General features: G+C 74.1%; 21 protein-coding genes and 1 pseudogene. 7 read left to right on the top strand and 15 right to left on the bottom strand.

Features of this window, described 5'->3' with window-relative positions:
- Window positions 1-40: 40 nt before the first annotated feature.
- Window positions 41-1,249: an MFS transporter gene (locus tag EV383_RS29775; RefSeq protein ID WP_242623367.1), complete on the top strand. Its 1,209-nt coding sequence runs from the start codon at window positions 41-43 to the stop codon at window positions 1,247-1,249.
- Window positions 1,250-1,262: 13 nt separating this feature from the next.
- Here EV383_RS29775 and EV383_RS29780 read toward each other — a convergent pair whose 3' ends face one another.
- Entirely contained in the window at window positions 1,263-2,543 is a 1,281-nt protein-coding gene (locus tag EV383_RS29780) for an adenylosuccinate synthase (protein WP_130293375.1), read from the bottom strand.
- A 180-nt stretch (window positions 2,544-2,723) separates the two neighbouring features.
- Here EV383_RS29780 and EV383_RS29785 point away from each other — a divergent pair, with 180 nt between their 5' ends.
- The gene (locus tag EV383_RS29785) at window positions 2,724-3,317 is read left to right on the top strand and encodes a hypothetical protein (RefSeq protein WP_242623368.1); all 594 of its coding nucleotides are present in this window, start codon (window positions 2,724-2,726) and stop codon (window positions 3,315-3,317) included.
- 173 nt (window positions 3,318-3,490) lie between these two features.
- Here EV383_RS29785 and EV383_RS29790 read toward each other — a convergent pair whose 3' ends face one another.
- The 4 genes from EV383_RS29790 to fbaA all read right to left on the bottom strand — a co-directional run bounded on the left by EV383_RS29790 (window position 3,491) and on the right by fbaA (window position 7,031).
- The gene (locus tag EV383_RS29790) at window positions 3,491-4,171 is read right to left on the bottom strand and encodes a lysophospholipid acyltransferase family protein (protein WP_130293377.1); all 681 of its coding nucleotides are present in this window, start codon (window positions 4,169-4,171) and stop codon (window positions 3,491-3,493) included.
- 221 nt (window positions 4,172-4,392) lie between these two features.
- Entirely contained in the window at window positions 4,393-5,502 is a 1,110-nt protein-coding gene (locus EV383_RS29795) for an FUSC family protein (protein WP_130293379.1), read from the bottom strand.
- Between the two features lie 25 nt (window positions 5,503-5,527).
- Entirely contained in the window at window positions 5,528-5,941 is a 414-nt protein-coding gene (locus EV383_RS29800) for a DUF3151 domain-containing protein (RefSeq protein WP_130293381.1), read from the bottom strand.
- Between the two features lie 55 nt (window positions 5,942-5,996).
- Window positions 5,997-7,031 carry a class II fructose-bisphosphate aldolase gene (gene fbaA, locus EV383_RS29805; RefSeq protein WP_130293383.1) on the bottom strand — a complete coding sequence of 345 codons (1,035 nt, stop codon included), beginning with the start codon at window positions 7,029-7,031 and terminating at the stop codon, window positions 5,997-5,999.
- A gap of 148 nt (window positions 7,032-7,179) precedes the next feature.
- On the opposite strand from fbaA, the gene EV383_RS29810 reads away from it, so the two are divergent.
- From EV383_RS29810 to EV383_RS33240, 4 genes and pseudogenes are all read left to right on the top strand, one after another.
- Entirely contained in the window at window positions 7,180-7,833 is a 654-nt protein-coding gene (locus tag EV383_RS29810) for an RNA polymerase sigma factor (protein ID WP_130293385.1), read from the top strand.
- Window positions 7,830-8,195: a hypothetical protein gene (locus EV383_RS29815; RefSeq protein ID WP_130293387.1), complete on the top strand. Its 366-nt coding sequence runs from the start codon at window positions 7,830-7,832 to the stop codon at window positions 8,193-8,195. The genes EV383_RS29810 and EV383_RS29815 overlap by 4 nt, the downstream gene beginning before the upstream one ends.
- A 45-nt stretch (window positions 8,196-8,240) precedes the next feature.
- Window positions 8,241-8,888, top strand: coding sequence for a spermidine synthase (locus tag EV383_RS29820; RefSeq protein WP_130293389.1), 648 nt, complete (start codon window positions 8,241-8,243; stop codon window positions 8,886-8,888).
- 112 nt (window positions 8,889-9,000) lie between these two features.
- A pseudogene (locus EV383_RS33240) lies at window positions 9,001-9,729 on the top strand (DedA family protein); the annotation flags it as partial.
- 426 nt (window positions 9,730-10,155) lie between these two features.
- On the opposite strand, the gene EV383_RS29830 reads toward EV383_RS33240, so the two are convergent.
- The 4 genes from EV383_RS29830 to EV383_RS29845 are packed head-to-tail and all read right to left on the bottom strand — an operon-like array spanning window position 10,156 to window position 13,229.
- Window positions 10,156-11,235 (bottom strand): glycoside hydrolase family 76 protein, encoded by a 1,080-nt coding sequence (locus EV383_RS29830; protein WP_242623369.1) that lies wholly within the window; start codon window positions 11,233-11,235, stop codon window positions 10,156-10,158.
- On the bottom strand, window positions 11,229-11,891 hold the full coding sequence (locus tag EV383_RS29835) for a TrmH family RNA methyltransferase (protein ID WP_130293393.1): 663 nt from the start codon (window positions 11,889-11,891) through the stop codon (window positions 11,229-11,231). The genes EV383_RS29830 and EV383_RS29835 overlap by 7 nt, the downstream gene beginning before the upstream one ends.
- A 10-nt stretch (window positions 11,892-11,901) precedes the next feature.
- Window positions 11,902-12,459, bottom strand: a complete 558-nt coding sequence (pyrE, locus tag EV383_RS29840) for an orotate phosphoribosyltransferase (protein ID WP_130293395.1) — start codon at window positions 12,457-12,459, stop codon at window positions 11,902-11,904.
- Window positions 12,456-13,229, bottom strand: coding sequence for an SDR family NAD(P)-dependent oxidoreductase (locus EV383_RS29845; protein WP_207223708.1), 774 nt, complete (start codon window positions 13,227-13,229; stop codon window positions 12,456-12,458). Before EV383_RS29845 ends, pyrE begins: the two co-directional genes overlap by 4 nt.
- Before the next feature lie 125 nt (window positions 13,230-13,354).
- On the opposite strand from EV383_RS29845, the gene EV383_RS29850 reads away from it, so the two are divergent.
- Entirely contained in the window at window positions 13,355-14,938 is a 1,584-nt protein-coding gene (locus EV383_RS29850) for a flavin-containing monooxygenase (RefSeq protein ID WP_130293398.1), read from the top strand.
- A gap of 65 nt (window positions 14,939-15,003) precedes the next feature.
- Here the strand turns inward: EV383_RS29850 and EV383_RS29855 are convergent, their stop codons facing one another.
- From EV383_RS29855 to clpB, 6 genes are all read right to left on the bottom strand, one after another.
- A complete protein-coding gene (locus EV383_RS29855) occupies window positions 15,004-16,077 on the bottom strand; it encodes an SDR family NAD(P)-dependent oxidoreductase (RefSeq protein WP_130293400.1) in 1,074 nt (357 codons plus the stop codon).
- Between the two features lie 90 nt (window positions 16,078-16,167).
- Entirely contained in the window at window positions 16,168-16,815 is a 648-nt protein-coding gene (locus EV383_RS29860; RefSeq protein ID WP_130293402.1) for a type III secretion system chaperone family protein, read from the bottom strand.
- Between the two features lie 105 nt (window positions 16,816-16,920).
- Window positions 16,921-18,024, bottom strand: coding sequence for a WXG100 family type VII secretion target (locus EV383_RS29865; RefSeq protein ID WP_130293404.1), 1,104 nt, complete (start codon window positions 18,022-18,024; stop codon window positions 16,921-16,923).
- Complete coding sequence (locus EV383_RS29870) at window positions 18,021-18,323, bottom strand: type VII secretion target (protein WP_130293406.1); 303 nt, start codon at window positions 18,321-18,323, stop codon at window positions 18,021-18,023. Before EV383_RS29870 ends, EV383_RS29865 begins: the two co-directional genes overlap by 4 nt.
- Complete coding sequence (locus EV383_RS29875) at window positions 18,320-18,703, bottom strand: YbaB/EbfC family nucleoid-associated protein (RefSeq protein ID WP_130293408.1); 384 nt, start codon at window positions 18,701-18,703, stop codon at window positions 18,320-18,322. The genes EV383_RS29870 and EV383_RS29875 overlap by 4 nt, the downstream gene beginning before the upstream one ends.
- 47 nt (window positions 18,704-18,750) lie before the next feature.
- The gene (gene clpB, locus EV383_RS29880; protein ID WP_130293410.1) at window positions 18,751-21,393 is read right to left on the bottom strand and encodes an ATP-dependent chaperone ClpB; all 2,643 of its coding nucleotides are present in this window, start codon (window positions 21,391-21,393) and stop codon (window positions 18,751-18,753) included.
- Between the last annotated feature and the right edge of the window lie 123 nt (window positions 21,394-21,516).

The following is a 21,516-nucleotide window of genomic DNA, read 5'->3' on the forward strand; positions in this document are numbered from 1 at the left end:
GCGTGGCCGGGGACCGTGCACCCGACCGCGAGGAGCCACCGTGCCGTCGACCGACGCCCCGGACGTCACCCGCACCCGTCGACGGTGGCTGGTGCTCGGGCTCGGGGTGCTCGCCCAGACGTCGTCGAGCGCGTTCGTCTACGGCATGCCGTTCCTGGTCCCGGTGCTGCGCGACCGTTACGGCCTCTCGCTCGCCGAGGCCGGGACCTACGTCGCCGCGCCGACGGCCGGGCTGCTCGTCGCGCTGATCGCCTGGGGTGCGGCCGCGGACCGGTGGGGTGAGCGGGTGGTGATCGGCGTCGGGCTGACGCTGTCGTCGTTCGCGATCGCGGCCGTCGCGCTGCTGCCGGGGCTCGGGCACGTCCCGGTGCTCCTGCTGCTGGCCGCCGGCGGCGCGGGCGGGGCGAGCGTGTCCTCGGCGAGCGGCCGGATGGTGATGGGCTGGTTCGGCCGCGACGAGCGTGGGCTGGCGATGGGGATCCGGCAGACCGCGCAGCCCCTCGGCGTCGCCGTCGCGGGGGTGTCGCTGCCGGCGCTGGCCGGCTCCGGCGGGCCGTTCGAGGCGCTGATCCTGCCCGCCGCGCTGTGCCTGGCCTCCGCCGTCCTGGTGGCCGTGCTGGCGCCCGACCCGCCGCGCACGCCGCGGCCCGCGGGCGAGGCGCGTCCGCGGTCGCCGTACCGGACGCCGGTGCTGTGGCGGGTGCACGCGGCCAGCGCCATGCTCGTCGTCCCGCAGTTCGCGGTGGCCGCGTTCGGCACCGAGTACCTGGTCCGCGAGCAGGGCTGGGGCCTGGCCGCGGCCGGTGGGTTCATGGCCGCGGTGCAGGTCGCGGGGGCGGCCGGGCGGATCGGGACCGGCGTGTGGTCGGACCGGGTCGGGTCCCGGCTGCGGCCGATGCGCCAGGTCGCGGTCGGCGCCGCGGCGGTGCTGCTGCTGTTCGCGCTCGGGGACCTGGTCGCGGGCTGGCTGGCCGTCGTCGCGCTCGCGATCGGCGCCGTCGTCAGCGTCGCCGACAACGGCCTGGCGTTCACCAGCACCGCCGAGATCGCCGGCCCGGCCTGGTCCGGCCGGGCCCTGGGCGTGCAGAACACCGGGCAGAACATCGTGTCCTCGGCGGTGCCGATCGTCCTCGGCGTCCTGATCGGCGCCACCGGCTACGCGGCCGGCTTCGCGATCGCCGCCCTGGCCCCGGTGGCCGCCATCGCCCTGACCCCCGTCCGCCAGGAGCCGACGACGTCCCGCTGGTAGCTCCTGCGAGAGGTCAGACGTCCCGGGTGATGGTCTGGTCGCGGCCGGGGCCGACGCCGATCGCGGACATCGGGGCCCCGGTCAGCTCCTCCAGGCGCAGGACGTAGTCGCGCGCGGCCTGCGGGAGCTCCTCGAACGTGCGGCACGCCGAGAGGTCCTCGAACCAGCCCGGCATCTCCTCGTAGACCGGGACGGCGTGGTGCAGGTCGGTCTGGGTCATCGGCATCTCGTCGACGCGACGGCCGTCGATCTCGTAGCCGACGCAGATCGGGACGGTGTCCAGGCCCGAGAGCACGTCGAGCTTGGTCAGGAAGAAGTCGGTGATCCCGTTGACGCGCGCGGCGTAGCGGCCGATCACGGCGTCGAACCAGCCGCAGCGGCGCTCGCGGCCGGTGTTGACGCCGATCTCGCCGCCGACCTTGCGCAGCCGCTCGCCCATCTCGTCGTGCAGCTCGGTCGGGAACGGGCCCGACCCGACGCGCGTCGTGTAGGCCTTCAGGATGCCGATCACCCGGTCGATCCGGGTCGGCCCGATCCCGGAGCCGACGGCCGCGCCGCCCGCCGTCGGGTTCGACGAGGTGACGAACGGATAGGTGCCGTGGTCGACGTCGAGCAGCGTTCCCTGCGAGCCCTCCAGCAGGATCGTCTCGCCGCGCTCGAGGGCCTGGTTGAGCAGCAGGCGGGTGTCGACGATCTTGTCGGCGAACTTCTTCGACTGCTCCAGGACGGTGTCGACGACCTCGTCCAGGTCGAGCGCACGCCGGTTGTAGACCTTGACCAGGATCTGGTTCTTCAGCTCGAGGGCGGCCTCCACCTTCTGGTGCAGGATCTTCTCGTCGAGCAGGTCCGCGACCCGGACACCGACCCGGGCGACCTTGTCGCCGTAGGCCGGCCCGATGCCGCGACCGGTGGTGCCGATCTTGGCCTTGCCCAGGTAGCGCTCGGTGACGCGGTCGATCGCCACGTGGTACGGCATGATCAGGTGCGCGTCGGCGGAGATCAGCAGGCCGGACGTGTCGACGCCACGCTTCTCCAGCCCCTCCTTCTCCTCGATCAGCGCCTCGGGGTTCACCACGACCCCGTTGCCGATCACGTTCTTGACGCCGGGGGTGAGGATCCCGGACGGGATGAGCTTGAGCGCGAAGTCGCGGCCGTCGGGGGTGACGACGGTGTGACCGGCGTTGTTGCCACCCTGGTACCGCACGACCCAGCCGTACTGGCCGCCGAGCAGATCGGTCGCCTTGCCCTTGCCCTCGTCGCCCCACTGGGCGCCGATCAACACGATGGCTGGCATGTGAGACTCCAGTTCTGCACGCACGTCACGTCGACGGGTCCGTTTTCCGGACACCGCGGCGGGGAGGGTAACCGATCAGTGGGTTCGACCGATCCTGAAGCGGTGCTGCTGACCTGCGCGAGCGAGACGCGACACCGTCTTCGGTCCTACGGTATCCGGCGCCGTGCGCAGCGGGAACGGGTGCCCGCCGCTCTGGCCGACGTGCCGTCGGTCACCCTCGGTCCGCGCCCCGGACGTGACGAGGTCGACCCGATCCTCGCCGATCGTCCGGACGCCCGGCTGATCGTGCACGGCACCGACGCCGACCTGGCGGCGGTGCTCGTCCGGCTGCTGCGCACGGAGCGTCTCGGCACCGAGGTCGGCTACGTCCCGGTCGCGCGCCGCTCGGTCGCCGCGGCCGTCTGGGGGCTTCCGCTCCGCCCGGACGCGGCCGCAGAGCTCGCCCGGCACGGTGTCGCCGGACCGGTCCCGCTGGTCCGCGACGACGCCGGCGGGGTCCTGGTCGGGCGCGGCGAGATGCGGGACTTCGACGGCGAGGGCTACTGCGACGCCACCCTCGTCCTGCGCGGACGGGTCCGCCGCCTGCTCGTCGACGCCGGCCCGGACGGGGTCTCGGTCCTGCCCGACCGCGACGTCCGCGCCGCCGTCGGCCGCGCCGTGCAGATCGGCACCAGCGGAGCCCGGGTCACCAGCGACGGCGTCGAGCACCCCCGCGAGATCCCCCGCTGGGCCTGGTACCGCCACACCGAGCCCTGGCAGCTGGTCCGCCCCTGACCGGACCCGGCACTCATGGCGCATCCGTACCGCTGTGCCGCACCGAAGCTCCATGAGCGCGGCGCCGACGCCGGAGGACCGCCGGACTCATGGCGCTTCGGTGCCGCCATGCCGAACGGAAGCCGCATGAGTGCGGCCCAGGGGACGGGACCCGGGGGCGGGGCGCGCGAGGGTCAGGCGGCGGCCCGGCCGTCGGTGGGGCGGCGGTGGTAGCTGTCGACGTAGACCTGGCCGGAGAGCTCGGCGATGGCGTCCATGATCTCGTCGGTGACCGCGCGGCGGATGGCCGGCGAGCCCTCGAGTCCCTCGTAGCGGCTGAACTCCAGCGGCGTGCCGAAGCGGACCTGGACCGGCGCGATCCGCGGGAAGCGGCGCCCGACGGGCTGGACCCTCTCGGTGCCGGTCAGCGCGACCGGGACGACGACGGCGCCGGTCGACAGGGCGAGCGACGCGACGCCGGTGTGCCCGCGGTGCAGCCGGCCGTCGAGCGAACGCGTGCCCTCCGGGTAGATGCCGAACGCCCCTCCGGCGCGCAGCACGGTGCGCCCGGCGTCGAGGGCGGCGAGGCCCGCCTTGACGTTGCCGCGGTCCACCGGGACGTAGCCCAGCGCGGTGAGGAACCGGGCCATGAGCCGGCCCTTGACCCCGCGGCCGGTGAAGTACTCGGCCTTGCCGAGGAACGCGACCGGGCGCGGGGTGACGAGCGGGATGAACGCCGTGTCGACGGCGGCGCGGTGGTTGGCGGCCAGGATCACCGGCCCGGTGACCGGCACCCGGTCCGCACCCAGCACGCGCGGGCGCCACAGCAGACGGAGGAGGGGGGCGAGCACGTACTTGATCAGGAACTGCACCAGGACCTCGAGCCTCTACCTTCGGACGGCGACGGCCACACCACACCGTGGGGTGGGACCAGTGGAGTCCCAGCGCCGAGTTCAGCACCCGAGAGTCTGGCCCTGTCCTTCCGGACAGGGAATGTCTGTCGCGCAGCACCCCCCGATCAGCGCAACCGGTACTCACCCGCCGCAGCGGCGCCTCCTGCTCCGTCACCCCGCGTGACCTCTCGTGAGCGGACCCGTCAGGGCGTCTCGCGGAGAGCCTGTTGCGCCTGCGCCCGGTCCAGGCCGGTGGCCTGCAGCAGGTCGACCGCGATCGAGCGCACCTGCGCGACGAGCACCGCCGCCGACGGCCCGTACGGGAGGCCGGGATCCTCGGCCAGAGCCGCCGCGCGGTGCGCGGCGTCCCGGATCGCCCCGCGGGCACGCTCCCGGTCGCCGTCGACGCCGAGCTCGCCGATCAGGGCGCCGACGGCGGTGCCGAGCTCGTCGAGGGTGTCGGCCAGACCGTCCGGGACGGGCTCGCCGTCCTCGATCGCGGTCAGCGCGCGGCGGGTCAGCACCCGCAGGTTGCGGACGGCGTAGTCGGTGCGTTCGGCGAGCTCCCGGTAGCGCTGCAGCATCCGCCGGCGCGGCCGTCGCAGCGGCGACACCGAGGCGACCTCGCTCGCCGACCGGACGGCGGCGCGCATCTCGTCGATCATCGGCTGGGTGTCGCGGGACCGGTCCAGGGCCGCCGACGCGGCGTCGCGGTCGTTCTCGCGCAGCGCGACGGCGACGTCGTGCAGCACCGCGACCAGCTCGTCGAGGGCGCGCCGGGCCTCGCGGTGCACGATCCGGATCGGGTTCACCGGGATCAGCGCGGCGATCAGGATCCCGGCCGCACCGCCGATCAGCGCGTCCACGCAGCGGTCGATCCCGCCGGTCTCACCGGGCGGCAGCAGCGTCGTGACGAGCACGGCGGACGCACCGGCCTGGGCAACGATCAGCGTCCCGCCGTCGGTGAACACCGCGATCGCCATGGCCAGGGCGACCACCAGAGCCAGCTGCCAGACACCGCTGCCGATCTGCGCGATCAGCAGGTCGCCGACGAGCACGCCGAGGCTCACCCCGACCACCAGCTCGGCGGCGCGGCGCACGCGGGAGTTCAGCGTCAGCCCGAGGCTGATCACCGCGGCGATCGGGGCGAAGAACGGCCGGGCGTGCCCGACCAGGTCCCCGGCCACGTACAGCGCGAGCCCGGCGGCGACGGCGCACTGCACGATCGGCAGCGCGGACGCCCGCAGCCGCCGGAGCCCGAGCTCGACCCGGCGACGGACCCGTGACCCCGTCCGGCCGACCGCCCCGGTCACCGGAGACCCGTTGTCGAGGGGTCGGTCAGGACAGGCCGAGGGCGGCGGGCGCCTCGGGGTCGGAGTCCGAGAGCAGCGTGAGCAGGCGCTCGACCTCGGCGGTCTCGCCGATCTGCTGCGCCGCGCGGTACAACGCCCCGGTGGCGCGCAGGAAGCCGCGGTTGGGCTCGTGCGACCACGGCACCGGGCCGAAGCCCTTCCAGCCGTTGCGGCGGAGCTGGTCCAGGCCGCGGTGGTAGCCGGTGCGGGCGAAGGCGTAGCCGGTGACGGCGTCGCCGCCGTCGAGGGCGCGCTCGGCCAGCACCGCCCAGGCGATGCTCGACGTGGGGCTCGCGGCCGCGACCTCGGAGGCGTCCTTGCCGGCGTCGAGCTCGGCGGAGGCCGGGTCGGCGGGCAGTCGCGTGGACTCGGGCTCGAGCAGGTTGCCGTGCAGACTCATGTGCCCATCCTCGCGCCCACCCGCGGCGTCGTGCCAGCGGGTGGGCGCGAGCGGGTCACTTGCCGAGAGCCTTGCCGGCCGACTTCAGCGACTCGCAGGCCTCCTGGACGCGCTCGGCCATGCCGACCTCGGCCTTCTTGAGGTAGGACCGCGGGTCGTAGACCTTCTTGTTGCCGACCTCGCCGTCGATCTTCAGCACGCCGTCGTAGTTCTCGAAGATGTGCGAGACGATCGGGCGGGTGAACGCGTACTGGGCGTCGGTGTCGACGTTCATCTTCACCACGCCGTAGCCCAGCGCCTCGTGGATCTCCTCCAGCGAGGAGCCGGAGCCACCGTGGAAGACCAGGTCGAACGGCTTCTCGGACGCACCGGAGCCGATCTTCTCCCGGGCGACGTCCTGGCCCTGCTTGAGGATCTCCGGGCGCAGCTTGACGTTGCCCGGCTTGTAGACGCCGTGCACGTTGCCGAACGTCGCGGCCAGCAGGTAGCGGCCCTTCTCGCCGGTGCCGAGCACGTCGACGGTGCGCTCGTAGTCCCCGGGCGCGGTGTAGAGCTTGTCGTTGATGTCGTTGGCGACGCCGTCCTCCTCGCCGCCGACGACGCCGATCTCCACCTCGAGGATGATGTTCGCCTTGACCGCCTGCTCCAGCAGCTCGGCCGCGATCTTCAGGTTCTCCTCGAGCTCGGTCGCCGAGCCGTCCCACATGTGCGACTGGAACAGCGGGTTCTTCCCGTTGCTCACCCGCTCCTGGCTGATCGCGATCAGCGGGCGGACGAACGTGTCCAGCTTGTCCTTCGGGCAGTGGTCGGTGTGCAGCGCGACGTTGATCGGGTACTGCTCGGCGACGACGTGCGCGAACTCGGCCAGGCCGACCGAGCCGGTGACCATGTCCTTGACGCGGGTTCCGGAGAGGAACTCGGCACCGCCGGTGGACACCTGCACGATGCCGTCCGAGCCCGCCTCGGCGAACCCGCGCAGCGCGGCGTTCAGCGTCTCCGTGCTGGTCACGTTGATCGCCGGGTAGGCGAACTCGCCGCTCTTGGCGTTGTCCAGCATCTGGTTGTAGATCTCGGGCGTGGCGATCGGCATCGGCGCTCCTCGGGTCGGGGCGGGTGTACTTGCTGGCCAGTATCACGTACCCGATCCGCACGGCCCCATAGCGAAAGAACATGTGCCTGGTCACCCGGCCGGGGCCGATACCGCGAAGATCCATCCGGTCCACCGCTACGCTGGTGACGTGGAGGAGGCACGGGCGGAGAGCGCCGTCGACCGGACGCTGAGCCGTCTGCGTCGCATCGACAGTCGTCCCGCGGACGAGACGCCGCCGGTCGAGACGACCGGCGCGACCGGCCCCGTCGAACCCCGCACGCTCGCCGACCTCTACCGCGACCACCGCACCCGCCTGATGCGCCTGGCGATGCTGCTCGTCGACATCCCGGCCACCGCCGAGGACGTCGTGCAGGAGGCGTTCGCCGGGCTGCACCGGCACTGGTCGGGGCTGCGCGACGAGACCGCGGCCGTCGCCTACCTGCGCGCGGCCGTCGTCAACGGGTCGCGCTCGGTGCTGCGACGGCGCCGCACCGCCCGGGAGTACGTGCCCCCGCACGCCGCGAACGCGCGCTCGGCGGAGTCGCTGGCGATGCTCTCGGCCGAGCACCAGCAGGTGGTCGACGCCCTGTCCGGCCTGCCGCCGCGCCAGCGCGAGGTGCTGGTCCTGCGCTACTACGGCGGGCTGTCGGAGTCCGAGATCGCCGAGGCGGCCGGGATGAGCCGCGGCACCGTGAAGTCGACGGCCAGCCGTGCGCTCGACGCCGTCGCCCGGATCATGGACGAGCGGTCCGGGGGCGACGCGGTGCGCCGTCCCGGTTCCGGCGAGATGGAGCACCGATGACCGTCCCGCGCGACGACGACGCCGCCGCCCGGCGGCTGAGCGAGGCCCTGCACGCCCAGGCCGTGAGCGGCGGGCGCGTGCCCCCGCCGCCGGGCGACCGGGTGTCGTCGTCGATGCCGCCCCCCGGGCCCGGCCGGTTCGGCCCGCCGCCCGTCCCGCCGCGGATGCCCGGTCGCGTCCCGCCGCCGGCACCGCGCCCGATGCCGCCGCAGGCCCCGGCCCCGGCCGCCGCGCCCGCGCGCTCGGACCGGCGTCAGATCGTCTGGGCGCTGCTGGTCACGCTGCTGATCGGCGCCATCCTCGGCGGCGGCATCGGGCTGGTCTCGGTACTCCTGCCCGGCGCGCTCCCGGCCCTGGGGTAGCAACCGCCTGGACGTCCCCCGCCGTCCTGACCAGGATGATCTCCCATGGACGAGGCGGTCGTCGTCGAACGGGTCATCGGGCGCTGCGGGGAGCTGGTGCTGCGCCGGGTCGGCGCCCACCACGAGATCGTGGCCAACGGGGTGTTCCTGATGGACACCCGCGGCGGGGACTCCGAACGGCTGCTGGCCACCGCGACCGCCGACCGGATGCCCGCACCGGGCCGTCTGGCCGTCGGCGGGCTGGGGGTGGGGTTCACCCTCGCCGCGGCACTCGCCCATCCCGCGGTCGGCACGGTGGACGTGATCGAGCGGGAGCCCGACGTCGTGCGCTGGAACTCCGGACCGCTCGCCGACGGGAACGGGCACGCCGTCGACGATCCGCGCGTGCGCACCCACGTCGCCGATCTCGCCGACTGGCTCCGCGACGCACCGCCCGGCAGCGTCGACGGGCTGTGCCTGGACACCGACAACGGCCCGGACTGGCTCGTCGACCCGGGCAACGCCGGCCTCTACGACGACGCCGGCCTGGCCGCCGCGCGACGCGTCCTGGCACCGGGCGGTGTGCTCGCACTCTGGTGTGCCGCACCATCTCCCGAGCTCGCCGAGCGTCTCGGCACGATCTTCGACGACGTCGCGACGCTGGAGGTGCCGGTCGGCCGCGGGGACCCTGACGTGGTGCTGCTCGCCCGGTGATCACCGGCCGGGCGGTACCGGGCGGTTCGCCGGATTCGTCCGTCGTCGCACTGGGCGAGCCCGTGGTGGCGGCTCATCGGGGCCACAGGTCCGGCCGGTACCGTCGTGCCCCGTGACGCCCCTCGCCACTCAGACGCTCGCGCTCGGTCCGGACTGGCTCGACCCGACCGTCATCATCGAATGGCTGGGCCCCTGGGCCCTGGTCGGGCTCGCGGCGATCATCTTCGCCGAGTGCGGCCTGCTGCTGGGCTTCTTCCTGCCCGGCGACTCGTTGCTGTTCACCGCCGGGCTGTTCGTCGCCCAGGGCACGATCGGCGTCCCGCTGTGGCTGGTCTGCGTGATCCTGGTGGTGGCCGCGTTCGCCGGCAACGTCGTCGGCTACGCGATCGGCTACAAGGCCGGTCCGGCGATCTTCGACAAGCCGAGGTCGAAGCTGTTCAACCCCAAGCACGTCGCGAAGACGCAGGAGTTCTTCGACAAGTACGGCAACCGGGCGATCGTGCTGGGCCGGTTCGTGCCGATCGTGCGCACGTTCATCACGGTCAGCGCGGGCGTGGCCCGGATGGACCCGAAGCGGTACATGACGTACTCGCTGATCGGCGGCGTCGCGTGGGCGGCCGGGGTGACGGTGCTGGGCTACTTCCTGGGCCAGTTCGCGTTCGTCCGGGAGAACATCGACTTCATCCTGATCCTGGTCGTGCTGGTCTCGATCCTGCCGATCGTCATCGAGGTGCTGCGGGCGCGGTCGAAGAACAAGAAGGCCGCGGCCGCCGTCGCCGCCCCGGCCGGACCGGGCGCCGCCGCCTCCGACCTCACGCAGCCGATCCAGCTGCCCCGCGACACCGGCGCGCCGCAGGGCTCCGGCTGGAGCGACCCGGTCGCGGGGCCGAACGGGCACCCGACCTCGGGATCCGCCGACAACACCGCGACCACGTGGATCACGCCCGTCGGCCCGAACGACCCGCCGCCGAACGGGATCCCGGCGAACGGTTCGCACGCGAACGGCTCCCCGTCCGCGGGGGCGCAGCCGGCTCCGGTCAACGGCGACGTGCCGGACGCCGTGACCGGACGCCCCTCGCCGGACGCCACTCCGGCGTTCACCGACGAGCCGACCCGTGGGCTCCCCGCCCACGCCCCCGCGCCGGTCGAGAGCCGATCCTCGGGACGCCCGGTGATGGGCCGCCCGACGACCCCGGCCCGCCCGGCCACCGCCGCCCGTCCGTCCTCGGAGAAGGACGGCGACACCGACCGCTGAGCCCCGGCGGGTTCAGGTTCCGGGGCCCCGCTCCAGACGGGCGGCGGCCTCCAGCAGCATCCAGCCCGAGAGCTGCACCGACAGCGCCGACTCCGGGTTCCCCGCCGCGGCCACCCGCGCCGGAGCCCGCCAGTCGTGGGCGAACACCGGGCCGCCGCGCATCTCGGCCCGGTTCTCCCAGACCGACTCCGCGCTCGCCCGGACCAGGCGTCCGGCGACGTCGGTGAGCTCCGGCAGGCGCACCGCGGCGTCGGCGAGGTAGCGGGCGAGGATCCCGTTGAACAGGCCGCCGTCGTCGTAGCCGCCGACGACGCCGTCCGGCTCGGCCAGGTGCGTCGCGGTCGCCGCCAGGACGCTCGTGGCCCGCTCGGTCCAGCGCGGGTGACCGTCGCGTTCGGCGAGCTCCACGCAGGCGCCCAGGTACACGCCCTGGTTGTAGGTGTAGATCGCCGGCTCGACCGTGCGGACCCGGCCGTCGCGGCCGACCCGCACGCCGTCGCGGATCAGCCCGGTCTCCGGGTCGGGCAGCCGGACGTGCATCCAGTCGGCGAGGGCGGCGGCCGCGGTGAGGTCGCCGCGGCGGGCGAACAGGATCGCCGCCGGGCCGTTCGCCGGGGCGGCCTTGAAGTCGTCGCGACGGCGCCAGTAGACCCCGCCCCCACCGGCCGCGGTGTGACCGGCGCGCAGGCGGGCCAGGATCGCGTCCAGGGCGGGCCGCGCGGCGGGACCGGCGGCGTCGCCCGCGCGGTCGATCGCCAGGCCGAGCCAGGCGATGTCGTCGTAGTAGTCGTCGACCCAGCTCCCGGCGTTGCGCAGGCGCACCGTGCGCAGGAACGTCGCGATGCCGGCGTCCCGCGACGACGACGGCGCCCGCCCCCGCGCGTCGGCGAGGCAGTCCAGCAGGTGCGCCTGCCACCAGTAGTGCCACGGCCACGGCCGGATCGGCCACCGCCGCGGCCAGGAGACCCGCCCGATCGCCGTGCCCGGCACGATCCCGCCGAAGCGCCGCACGAACCGTCCGGCGACGGCCCTCTCCGCGGCCGCGGCACGGTCCGCCCAGGTCCCCTGCTCCCCGGGGACGGGCGTCACCACGCGGCGTCCAGGTCGGCGTGCTCACGGATCCAGGCGTGCATCGCCACCCCGGCCGCGACGCCCGCGTTGACCGAACGCGTGGACCCGAACTGCGCGATCGACACCGACAACGACGCCGCCTCGCGGGCCGGCTCGGACAGTCCCGGCCCCTCCTGCCCGAACAGCAGGACGCAGGCCCGCGGCAGCGACGCCGTCTCCAGCCGGACCGAGCCCGGCGTGTTGTCCACCGCGACGATCGTCAGCCCGTGGTCCCGGGCGAACGTCGCCAGCCCGGCGACGTCGGGGTGGTGGTGCAGCTGCAGGTACCGGTCGGTGACCATGGCTCCGCGCCGGTTCCAGCGCCGCCGCCCGACGATGTGCACCCCGCCCGCGCCGAACGCGTTCGCCGTGCGGACGACGGTGCCGATGTTGTGGTCGTGCCCGAGGTTCTCGATCGCGACGTGGAACGGGTGCGCGCGCCGCACCAGCTCGGTCGCGACGGCCTCGCGGCGCCAGTAGCGGTAGGCGTCGACGACGTTGCGGCGGTCACCGTGCTCGAGCAGCTCCGGGTTGTAGTGCCCACCCGACGGCCAGGCCGCGGGCCCGCCCGGCCACGGACCGACCCCGACCTGCCCCGGGATCTCCCACTCGCTGGGCCCGACGGAGTCCTCGTCCACGGGGGAGGGGTCAGCCCAGCTGCAGGTCGGCCAGCCCGAGCAGCGCCCGGTACGGCGCGCCCTCGGCCTCGACGGCCTCGCGCGCCCCGGTGTCGCGGTCGACGACCGTGCACACCCCGACCACGGTCGCCCCGGCCTCGCGCACCTGGCGCACCGCGGTCAGCACGGAGCCGCCGGTCGTCGACGTGTCCTCGACGACCAGCACCGGGCGTCCGGCGACGTCCGGGCCCTCGATCAGCCGCTGCATGCCGTGCTTCTTGGTCTCCTTGCGCACCACGAACGCGTCGATCGGCGGCGCACCGGCCTCGAGGGACGCGGCGTGCAGCACGGCGGTCGCGACCGGGTCCGCGCCGAGCGTCAGCCCGCCGACGGCGTCGTAGTCCCAGTCCTGGGTCAGCGCGCGCAGCAGCCGCCCGATCAGCGGGGACGCCTCGTGCTGCAGCGTGACGCGGCGCAGGTCGACGTAGTAGTCGGCCTCCGCACCGGAGGACAGCGTGACCCGCTCGTGGACGACGCCGAGTTCGCGGACCAGTGCCGCGAGCCGCGCCCGGTCCCCATGGGCGCTCATGTGCGGTCCCGGTCGAACGTCGCCGTCAGTCGCCGGACGACACCGCGGGGGAGCACCCCGACCAGCCCGACGATCGCCTTGTACTGCCGCGAAGGCACGGACACCACCCGTCCCCTGGCCAGGTCGGCCAGGCACTCGTCGACGACCTGCACGGGGTCGAGCCACAGCGGCCCACGCCGTCCGCCGACCTCGATCCCGGCCCGTTCGTGGAACTCGGTCCGGACGAAGCCCGGGCACAGCGCCATCGCCCGCACCCCCGTCCCGTTCAGCGACGCGGCGATCCCCTCGGTGAACGAGATGACCCACGCCTTGTCCGCGCTGTAGGTGGACCCGCGCCCGGCGAGGAACCCGGCCACGCTGGCCACGTTCACCACCGCACCGGTGCCGCGGTCCACCATCCCGGGCAGCGCGGCCCGGGTGAGAGCCAGCACACTCGCCACGTTCACCTCGAGCTGGCGGGTGAGGTCGGCGGGGTCGGCCTGCAGGAAGTCGCTCCCCGTGGCCAGACCGGCGTTGTTCACCAGCAGCTCGACGGGGGAGAGGTCCGGGTCGGTCAGCCGCCGGGTGACGCGGGCGCGGGCGGCCGGGTCGGCCAGGTCCGCCGGCAGCACCTCGACCGATACGCCCTGGTCACGGAGCCGGGCCGCGGAGGCCTCGAGGCGTTCGGCGTCCCGGGCGACCAGCACGAGATCGCGCCCGTCCGCGGCCAGACGGTCGGCGAACGCCGCCCCGATCCCTGCGGAGGCGCCGGTGATCATGACGGAGGGCACGGGGCGAGCCTAGTGCGTGACGGCGGCCCCGCCACGCAGGCGTCACCGGCTCCGCACTGCGCCGGTGGGAGCAACCGGACCTACTTCACATCACGTGACGGTCACGGTGCCTTTACCGTCGGGGTATGACGTCCGAGGCCCCGAGACCCGCGGCCGCGCGCCCCGCGTCGGACCGTCCGACGTCCGACCACCACCGCGTGATCATCGTCGGCGCCGGTTTCAGCGGCCTGACCGCCGGTCTGGCCCTGCTGCGCCGGGAGGTGCACGACTTCGTCATCCTGGAACGGACCGACGACGTCGGCGGCGTCTGGCGGGACAACACCTACCCCGGCGTCGGCGTCGACACGCCCTCACCGCTCTACCAGCTGCGCCGCCTCACCAACCCGGACTGGTCGGACCTCTACGCCAAGGGCCACGAGGTCCTGGACTACTCACGGACGCTGGCCCGCACCGACGGCCTGCTGTCCCACGTGCGCTTCCACAGCGACGTCGAGCAGGCGCGCTGGGACCCCGACACCCGGTGCTGGCGCATCCGCACCGGGCGCGGCGAGGTGACCGCGGACGTCCTCGTCAGCGCGGCCGGGCTGGTCTCCGACCCGGCGATGCCCGACGTCCCGGGCCTGTCCCGCTTCCCCGGACCGGCGTTCCACTCCTCGCGCTGGGACCACGACGTCGACCTCGACGGCAAGCGCGTCGCGGTGATCGGGACGGGCGCGTCGGCGATCCAGATCGTGCCGGCCATCCAGCCGCTGGTCCGCGAGCTGCACGTCGTGCAGCGCACCCCGGCCTGGGTGATGCCCAAGCCCGAGCGCCCCGGGGCGGAGAAGCTGCGCCGCGCGCTGGACGCGAGCCCGCGGCTACGCCGCCTGCAGTTCGACGTCCTCTACGCCGGCGCCGAGGTGCTCGCCTCGGCCCGGCGGTCGAAGCTGCTGCGCGAGGGCCTGATGCGGGTCGGGCGCCGGCACCTGGCCGAGCAGGTGCCGGACACCGAGCTGCGCGCCCGCCTGACCCCGGACTTCGAGTACCTGTGCAAGCGCCCGCTGATCTCCAACTCCTACCTGCCGGCGATGGGCGAGCCGAACACCACGCTGCACACCGGCGGTCTGGCCGAGGTCCGCGGCGCATGCGTCGTCGCCGGTGACGGCACCGAGGCCGAGGTGGACGTCATCGTGCTCAACACCGGCTTCCAGATCGGGATCACCTCGCCGATCGCCCGCCGGATCCGGGACGCGTCGGGGACCTCGCTGAGCGAGCACTGGGGTGACCAGCCGCGCGCCTACCTGGGCATGAGCTACCCGGGCTTCCCGAACTTCTTCCTCACCCAGGGCCCGAACGCGACCAGCGGCGCCAGCTCGACGCTGCTCTTCGCCGAGGCCCAGGGCCGCTACATCGCCGACGCCGTCGTCACGATGGCGCGCGAGGGGATCGAGGTCACCGACGTCCGGCCCGAGGTCGAGCACCGGTGGACGCGCCGGATCCGGCGCCGCTCCGCGCGGACGGTCTACGAACGCGGCGGGTGCGCGAGCTACTACCAGAACGACGACGGCGTCAACGTCGTCATGTGGCCCGCGAACTCGGCCGAGTACCAGCTCCGGACCCGGCGGTTCAAGCTCGCGCCGTTCCGCACCCGGTACGGCCCGCGCGGGGCCGGGCGGCCGTTGGAGCCGGCCCTGCCCCTCCCGCGCACCGACGAGCTCGCGGTGGGCTGACCTCACGCGGGAAACCGGCCCCGGCGTGGGGTCGGATCCACGCCGGGGCCGGAAGCGGTGGGACGTCAGGCGCTCGGGACGGCCATCCCGTCGGCCGGTCGCGGGACACGCACCGGCTCGACGGCCGCCGGCGTGGTCGACGAGACGGTCGCCGACGCGCGGGAACGGGCCGCCGCGACGGCGCGGGCGCGGCTCTCGCGGGTGGACCGGCGGGTGGGGACGAAGTGGTCCGCCGCCGGGGTGCGCACGCAATGCGGCGGCTCGACCCGCTGGGCCGGGCGCGAGGGCAGGTCCGGCAGGCCCGGACGGCGGACGGGCCGCGCCGGGGCCGAGGCGGCCACCGGGGCCGGTGCCGGGACGGGCTCGCGACGCTCCCGCGACGCCCCTGCCACCCGGGCGGCCAGGCGCAGCGCCCGGCGCGGCATCTCCAGCGCGTCGACCAGCGGCCGGTAGACCGGTCCGGGGACGCTCAGGGTGCGACCGCGGTCCAGGTCGGCGAGGCAGGTGTCGACGACCTGCTCGGGCTCGGACCACAGCAGCCGACCGGCCATGCCCTCGGGCGGGGTGAAGTCGTGCCACCCGGTGCGGACGTACCCGGGGCAGGCCGCGATCGCGGCGACGCCGGTGCCGCGCAGAACCGGCGCGAGCGAGTCGGTGAACGCCGAGACCCACGCCTTGGTCGGGCCGTAGGACGAGCCGGCCGCGGGCAGGTACCCGGCGACGCTGCCCACGTTGACGATCGTCCCCCGGCCGCGCTGCAGCATCCCGGGCAGCACCGCGTGGGTGAGCCCGATCGTCGCGGTGATGTTGAGGTCGATCTCGGCCTGCAGGTGCTCCCGCTCGGCGTGCGGGAACTCCGCCGCCCGGCCGCACCCGGCGTTGTTCACCAGGACGTCGACGACCAGGCCCTCGGGCCCGCTCAGCAGGGCCTCCAGCCGGAACAGGCCGTGCCGGTCGGCGAGGTCGGTGACGAAGGTGTCCACCCGGACGCCGTGGCGGGCCGCGATGATGCGGGCCGTCGCGTTGAGCCGCAGCTCTCCGCGGGCGACGAGGATCAGGTCGTGTCCGCGGGCCGCGAGACGATCGGCGAACGCGGCGCCGATGCCGGCGCTACCGCCGGTGATGAGAGCGAGAGGCACCCGAACAGGGTATCCAGCGCTACTCCACCTAGCTCAATCGGGTGGTCACTTTGCGCATCAGTCGATCAACACACGGCGACGAATCGCTGGTCAGGCCCCGGCCGAGGGTCGCACGGCCGAGAGGCCCTCCTCCAGGGCGGTGGCCACCTCGGCGAGGTCGGCCAGGAGGTCCTGCATGCGGTCCGGGGAGATCCCCACCGGAGCGGCCGCGAGCACCCAGGCGTCCTCGGCCCAGAGCAGCTCGACGTCCTCGCCGATCGCGTCGCTGGCGTCGGCCAGGCGCGGGGTCAGCAGCGGGCGGACGGCCTCGGCGTCGCTGACGAACGCGTACCGCTCGCCGACCGGCTCCAGCAGGTCCAGCCCGGCGTCGTCGGGCAGCGGGGCCGACGGCAGCCGCAGCTCCACCGCGGCCGGCAGCGCGGTCTGCACCTGCACCGCGCACAGCACGGAGCTGACCCGGCCGGCCTGCTCGTGGTCGAACGCGTAGGACTGCCGCGGACCGTCCGGGGTCGGCACGTCGCCGCTGACCAGGTTGCGCGCCACGCCCGGCCCGCCCTGGTGGATGGTGCCGTAGCGCCAGCGGCTGGGCAGGACCGGATCGCTGTCCAGGAACTCCCACTCCCGCGTCGCGGCCCACCGCTTGCGGTCGCGGCTCCCACCGCCACGGAACCGATCGAACAGCAGCAGGCCGACGCCCACGATGATCGCGATGATGGCGATGACGAACCAGACCGACATGCGGCGGAGCCTAGTCCCGAACCACCGCCGAACGTGGTAGCGCCACGACGGTGGATCGCCCTCGTCCGGGGGGTGTCGGTCACCCGGGCCGCGACCGGTGCCGGCTCACCGGTACCCGCCGGCCTCGTCCTCCTGCTCCGCGATCTCGCCCCGCGCCTCGCCCGCCTGTTTTCCGGACTCGACGGCCGCCTTGACCCGGACGTCGTCCCGGAGCTCTTCGACGCCCTCACCGGCGCCCTTCCAGCCGGGGCGGACCGCCTCCACCCCGGCCGACTCGGACAGTCCGGCCGGCTCCCCGGCACGCAGGTCGGGGGCGACCCTGCGTTCGGCGGCGCCCTCCAGGCCCGCCCGCACGTTCTTCAGCCGGTCGGCCACACCCGCCGGGACGGTGGGTGTGGGGATCGCCGCGCCGGCCCTGGCCACGGTGTCCGCCAGACCGTTCGCGCCGGGCACGGCGGAAGCCGGCAGGAAGCTCCCGATCGACGCCAGCTCGTCGGCCCGCCTCCCCATCCCGGAGACCAGCGTCGCCAGCGCCGCCGACGCCTCGTCCAGCTGTGCAACGACCTTGCTGATCTTCTCGGCCGCGTGCAGTGCCAGCGTCGTGGCCTCCAGGACCATCGCCGGGACGGCCGCCGCGGCGGCCAGACCCCCGCTGACGACCGTCGCCAGCAGCCAGGCGACGAGCCTGCCGAGCCAGCCGGCGATCATGTCCCGGATGAGAGACCGCACCGTCCCGACCATCGCGGCCGAGGTCAGGACCGTCTCCGAGACTCCCGCCGTGTCCGACGACGTCGTGGACAGCGCCTCCCGCAGGCGACCGGCGGCGACCCGGTAGGCGTCGGCGGCCTCGCCCTCCCAGCCCGCCACCTGGCGGGCCATGGCCCCCTCGAACGCGGTGGCCTGGGCCGCGAGCTCCAGCGACAGCAGGTGCCACGCCTCCGCCCGGGCCTCGATCTCCGGCGGGTCCCCGAGCATCGCGTCGAGCGGCTCGCGCAGGAACGAGACGTGTTCGATCGCCCAGCCGGTGGCGCCGGCCAGGATGGTGCCCACCGGGTCCATCACCAGGCCGAGGGTGTCCAGGCCGGCCGCGGTCCCGGCCGCGGCGATCCCGCCCGCGTCCTGCTCGCCGAACGACTCGCCGAGATCCTTGTAGCTCGACAGGATCCCCGACCCCTCGGCCCAGTCCCGTTCCGGCTCGACCGAGGTCATCCGTCACCACCGAACAGATCCGCGACCCGCCGGTCGGCGCTCTCGTAGTCGGCCGCGCAGTCGCGCAGTCCGCCGGCCGCGTCGCCCAGAGCACGGCACAGCTTCTCGACCGCGACCGAGCCGGATCCCATCGCAGCCATCGCCGCTCCGGAGAACGCCTGGCCGATGAGCCCGTAGGCGTCCGTGGAGAGCGTGTTCTGCGCGGGGGTCTTCCCCGCGATCGCGTGCTCGACGTTCCCGACGGCCGTCGCGTGCCCGCGGACGTCCCCGGGGACGACGCGGAACACGTCGTCGGTCACCGCGCGGCCCTCCCGGCCGCCGTGACCGGCTCCACCACCTCACGGACCTGGCGCGACGCGTCGGCCGCGGCCTCACGGGACAGGGTCAGGACCAGGTCGGCCAGACGGGCGCGGGGCATCTCTTCGGCACGCGAGCCGAACCGGAGCTCGAGCAGGGCGCCGGAGCCGTTCACCGTCACGGTGACGGCTCCGTCGCGGCTCGACGCGGTGGCGGTCAGGCCCTCGAGCTGGGCCTGGGCGCGTTCGGCGCGGTCGCGCAGTTCCTCCATGCGGCCGCGATAGTCGGCGAGCCAGGCCCGGACGTCCGACGTGTCGGTAGGGGCGGAGGACGAGGGCGCGGACGGGAGGCCGGTCAGGTGGCGGGACGGTCGTGGGTCCATGCGCCGGGACGGTAGGAGTCACCGCCCCGGCGCACCGGCGATCGGACCTATCGGTTCGCGATCGCGACCGGCTCCTCGGTGCCGGTCCCGAGGCCCTTGCCGACGACCAGGCCGCCGGTCCCGCCGGACGCGGACGGGTCGAGGTCGACCCGCACCGTGTCGCCCTCGCGGACGCCGCCGGAGAGCAGCTCCCGGGCGAGCTGGTCGCCGATCGAGGACTGCACCAGCCGGCGCAGCGGGCGGGCGCCGTAGACCGGGTCGAACCCGTTCATGGCCAGCCACTCCCGCGCCGGGTCGGTGACCTCCAGGGTCAGCCGGCGCTTGGCCAGACGCCCGCGCAGCACGTCGACCTGGATGTCGACGATGTGCGTGAGCTCGTCGGTGGACAGCGCGTGGAACACGACGACGTCGTCGAGCCGGTTGAGGAACTCCGGCTTGAAGTGCGTCCGGACCACCGCCATGACGGCGTCGTGGCGCTGCTGCTCGTCGAGGCTCTGGTCGGCGATCACGCCGCCGCCCAGGTTCGAGGTGAGCACCAGGATCGTGTTCCGGAAGTCCACCGTGCGGCCCTGGCCGTCGGTCAGGCGTCCGTCGTCGAGCACCTGCAGCAGCGTGTCGAACACGTCCGGGTGCGCCTTCTCGACCTCGTCGAAGAGCACCACCGTGTACGGACGACGGCGCACCGCCTCGGTCAGCTGGCCGCCCTGGTCGTAACCGACGTAGCCGGGAGGGGCACCGACCAGGCGGGCCACCGAGTGCTTCTCGGAGTACTCGCTCATGTCGATGCGGACCATCGCCCGCTCGTCGTCGAACAGGAACTCCGCCAGCGCCTTGGCCAGCTCGGTCTTGCCGACGCCGGTCGGTCCGAGGAACAGGAACGACCCGGTCGGCCGGTTCTCGTCGGAGATCCCGGTCCGCGCGCGGCGCACCGCGTCGGAGACGGCGCGGACGGCCTCGGTCTGCCCGACCACGCGACGGCCGAGCTCGTCCTCCATCCGCAGCAGCTTCGCGGTCTCGCCCTCGAGCATCCGCCCGGCGGGGATCCCGGTCCACGCGGACACGACGTCGGCGACGTCGTCCGGACCGACCTCCTCCTTGAGCATCACCGTCTCGGCGTTGCTCTCGACGGCGGCCGCCTTCTCGGCGAGCTCCTTCTCCAGCGCCGGGATGCGCCCGTAGCGCAGCTCGGCGGCCCGGCCCAGGTCGCCGTCGCGCTCGGCCCGGTCGGACTCGCCGCGCAGCTGCTCGAGCTGCTCCTTGAGGTCGCGGGTGACGTCGATGGCGCTCTTCTCGTTCTGCCACCGCGCGGTCAGCGCGGACAGCGCCTCCCGCTTCTCGGCCAGCTCGGCGCGCAGCGCGACCAGGCGGTCCTTCGAGGCGGCGTCGGACTCCTTGTCCAGCGCCATCTCCTCGATCTCCAGCCGGCGCACGGCGCGCTCCACGGTGTCGATCTCCACCGGACGCGAGTCGATCTCCATCCGGAGCCGGGACGCGGCCTCGTCGACCAGGTCGATCGCCTTGTCCGGCAGGAACCGGGCGGTGATGTAGCGGTCGGACAGCGTCGCGGCGGCGACGAGGGCGGCGTCGGTGATCCGCACGCCGTGGTGCACCTCGTAGCGCTCCTTGAGCCCGCGCAGGATGCCGACGGTGTCCTCCGGGGAGGGCTCACCGACGAGCACCTGCTGGAACCGGCGCTCCAGGGCGGCGTCCTTCTCGATGTGCTGGCGGTACTCGTCCAGCGTGGTGGCACCGACCAGGCGCAGCTCACCGCGGGCGAGCATCGGCTTGATCATGTTGCCGGCGTCCATCGAGCCGTCGCCGGTCGCACCCGCGCCGACGATCGTGTGCAGCTCGTCGATGAAGGTGATGACCTCACCGGCCGAGTCGGTGATCTCCTTGAGCACCGACTTGAGCCGCTCCTCGAACTCGCCGCGGTACTTCGCCCCGGCGACCATCGAGCCGAGGTCGAGCGAGATCACGCGCTTGCCGCGCAGCGACTCCGGCACGTCGCCGGCGACCACGCGCTGGGCCAGGCCCTCGACGATCGCGGTCTTGCCGACGCCGGGCTCGCCGATCAGCACGGGGTTGTTCTTGGTGCGGCGCGAGAGCACCTGCACCACGCGGCGGATCTCGGTGTCGCGGCCGATCACCGGGTCCAGCTCGCCGGAGCGGGCGCGCTCGGTGAGGTCGACGCCGTACTTCTCCAGCGCCTGGTAGGTGCCCTCGGGGTCCGGGCTGGTCACCCGGGCCGAGCCGCGGACCTTGGAGAAGGCCTCGCGCAGCGCGTCCGGACCTGCGCCGTGGCGTCCGAGCAGGTCGGCCACCGGGCCGCCGGAGCGGGCGAGCCCGACCAGCAGGTGCTCGGTGGAGACGTACTCGTCGCCCATCTCGGTGGCGAGCTGCTGGGCCGCGGTGATGGCGGCGAGCGCGTCGCGCGAGAGCTGGGGTGCGCTGACCGAGGAACCGGCCGCGGACGGCAGCCGCTGGCCGAGCTGGGTCAGTTCGGCACGGACCTTGTCGGCGTCCGCACCGACGGCGGCGAGCAGCGGCGCGGCGATCCCGTCCCCCTGGGCCAGCAGTGCGCCGAGCAGGTGGGTGGGACCGACGTCGGGGTTGCCCGCCAGCGTCGCGGCCTGCACGGCCGCCGAGATCGCCTGCTGGGTCTTGGTGGTGGGGTTGAAGGAATCCATGCCCCCGCGTCCTCCTGGATCGTCATGAGTGGGAGTGGCAGCCGGTCGGTCCCCCTCGTGGGAGGTCCCTCGTGGAAGTACCGGCCAGTGTGCCCGTCACTACCGACAACGTCAGGAAAGTTG

The organism is Pseudonocardia sediminis, assembly GCF_004217185.1.
Lineage (GTDB): Bacteria > Actinomycetota > Actinomycetes > Mycobacteriales > Pseudonocardiaceae > Pseudonocardia > Pseudonocardia sediminis.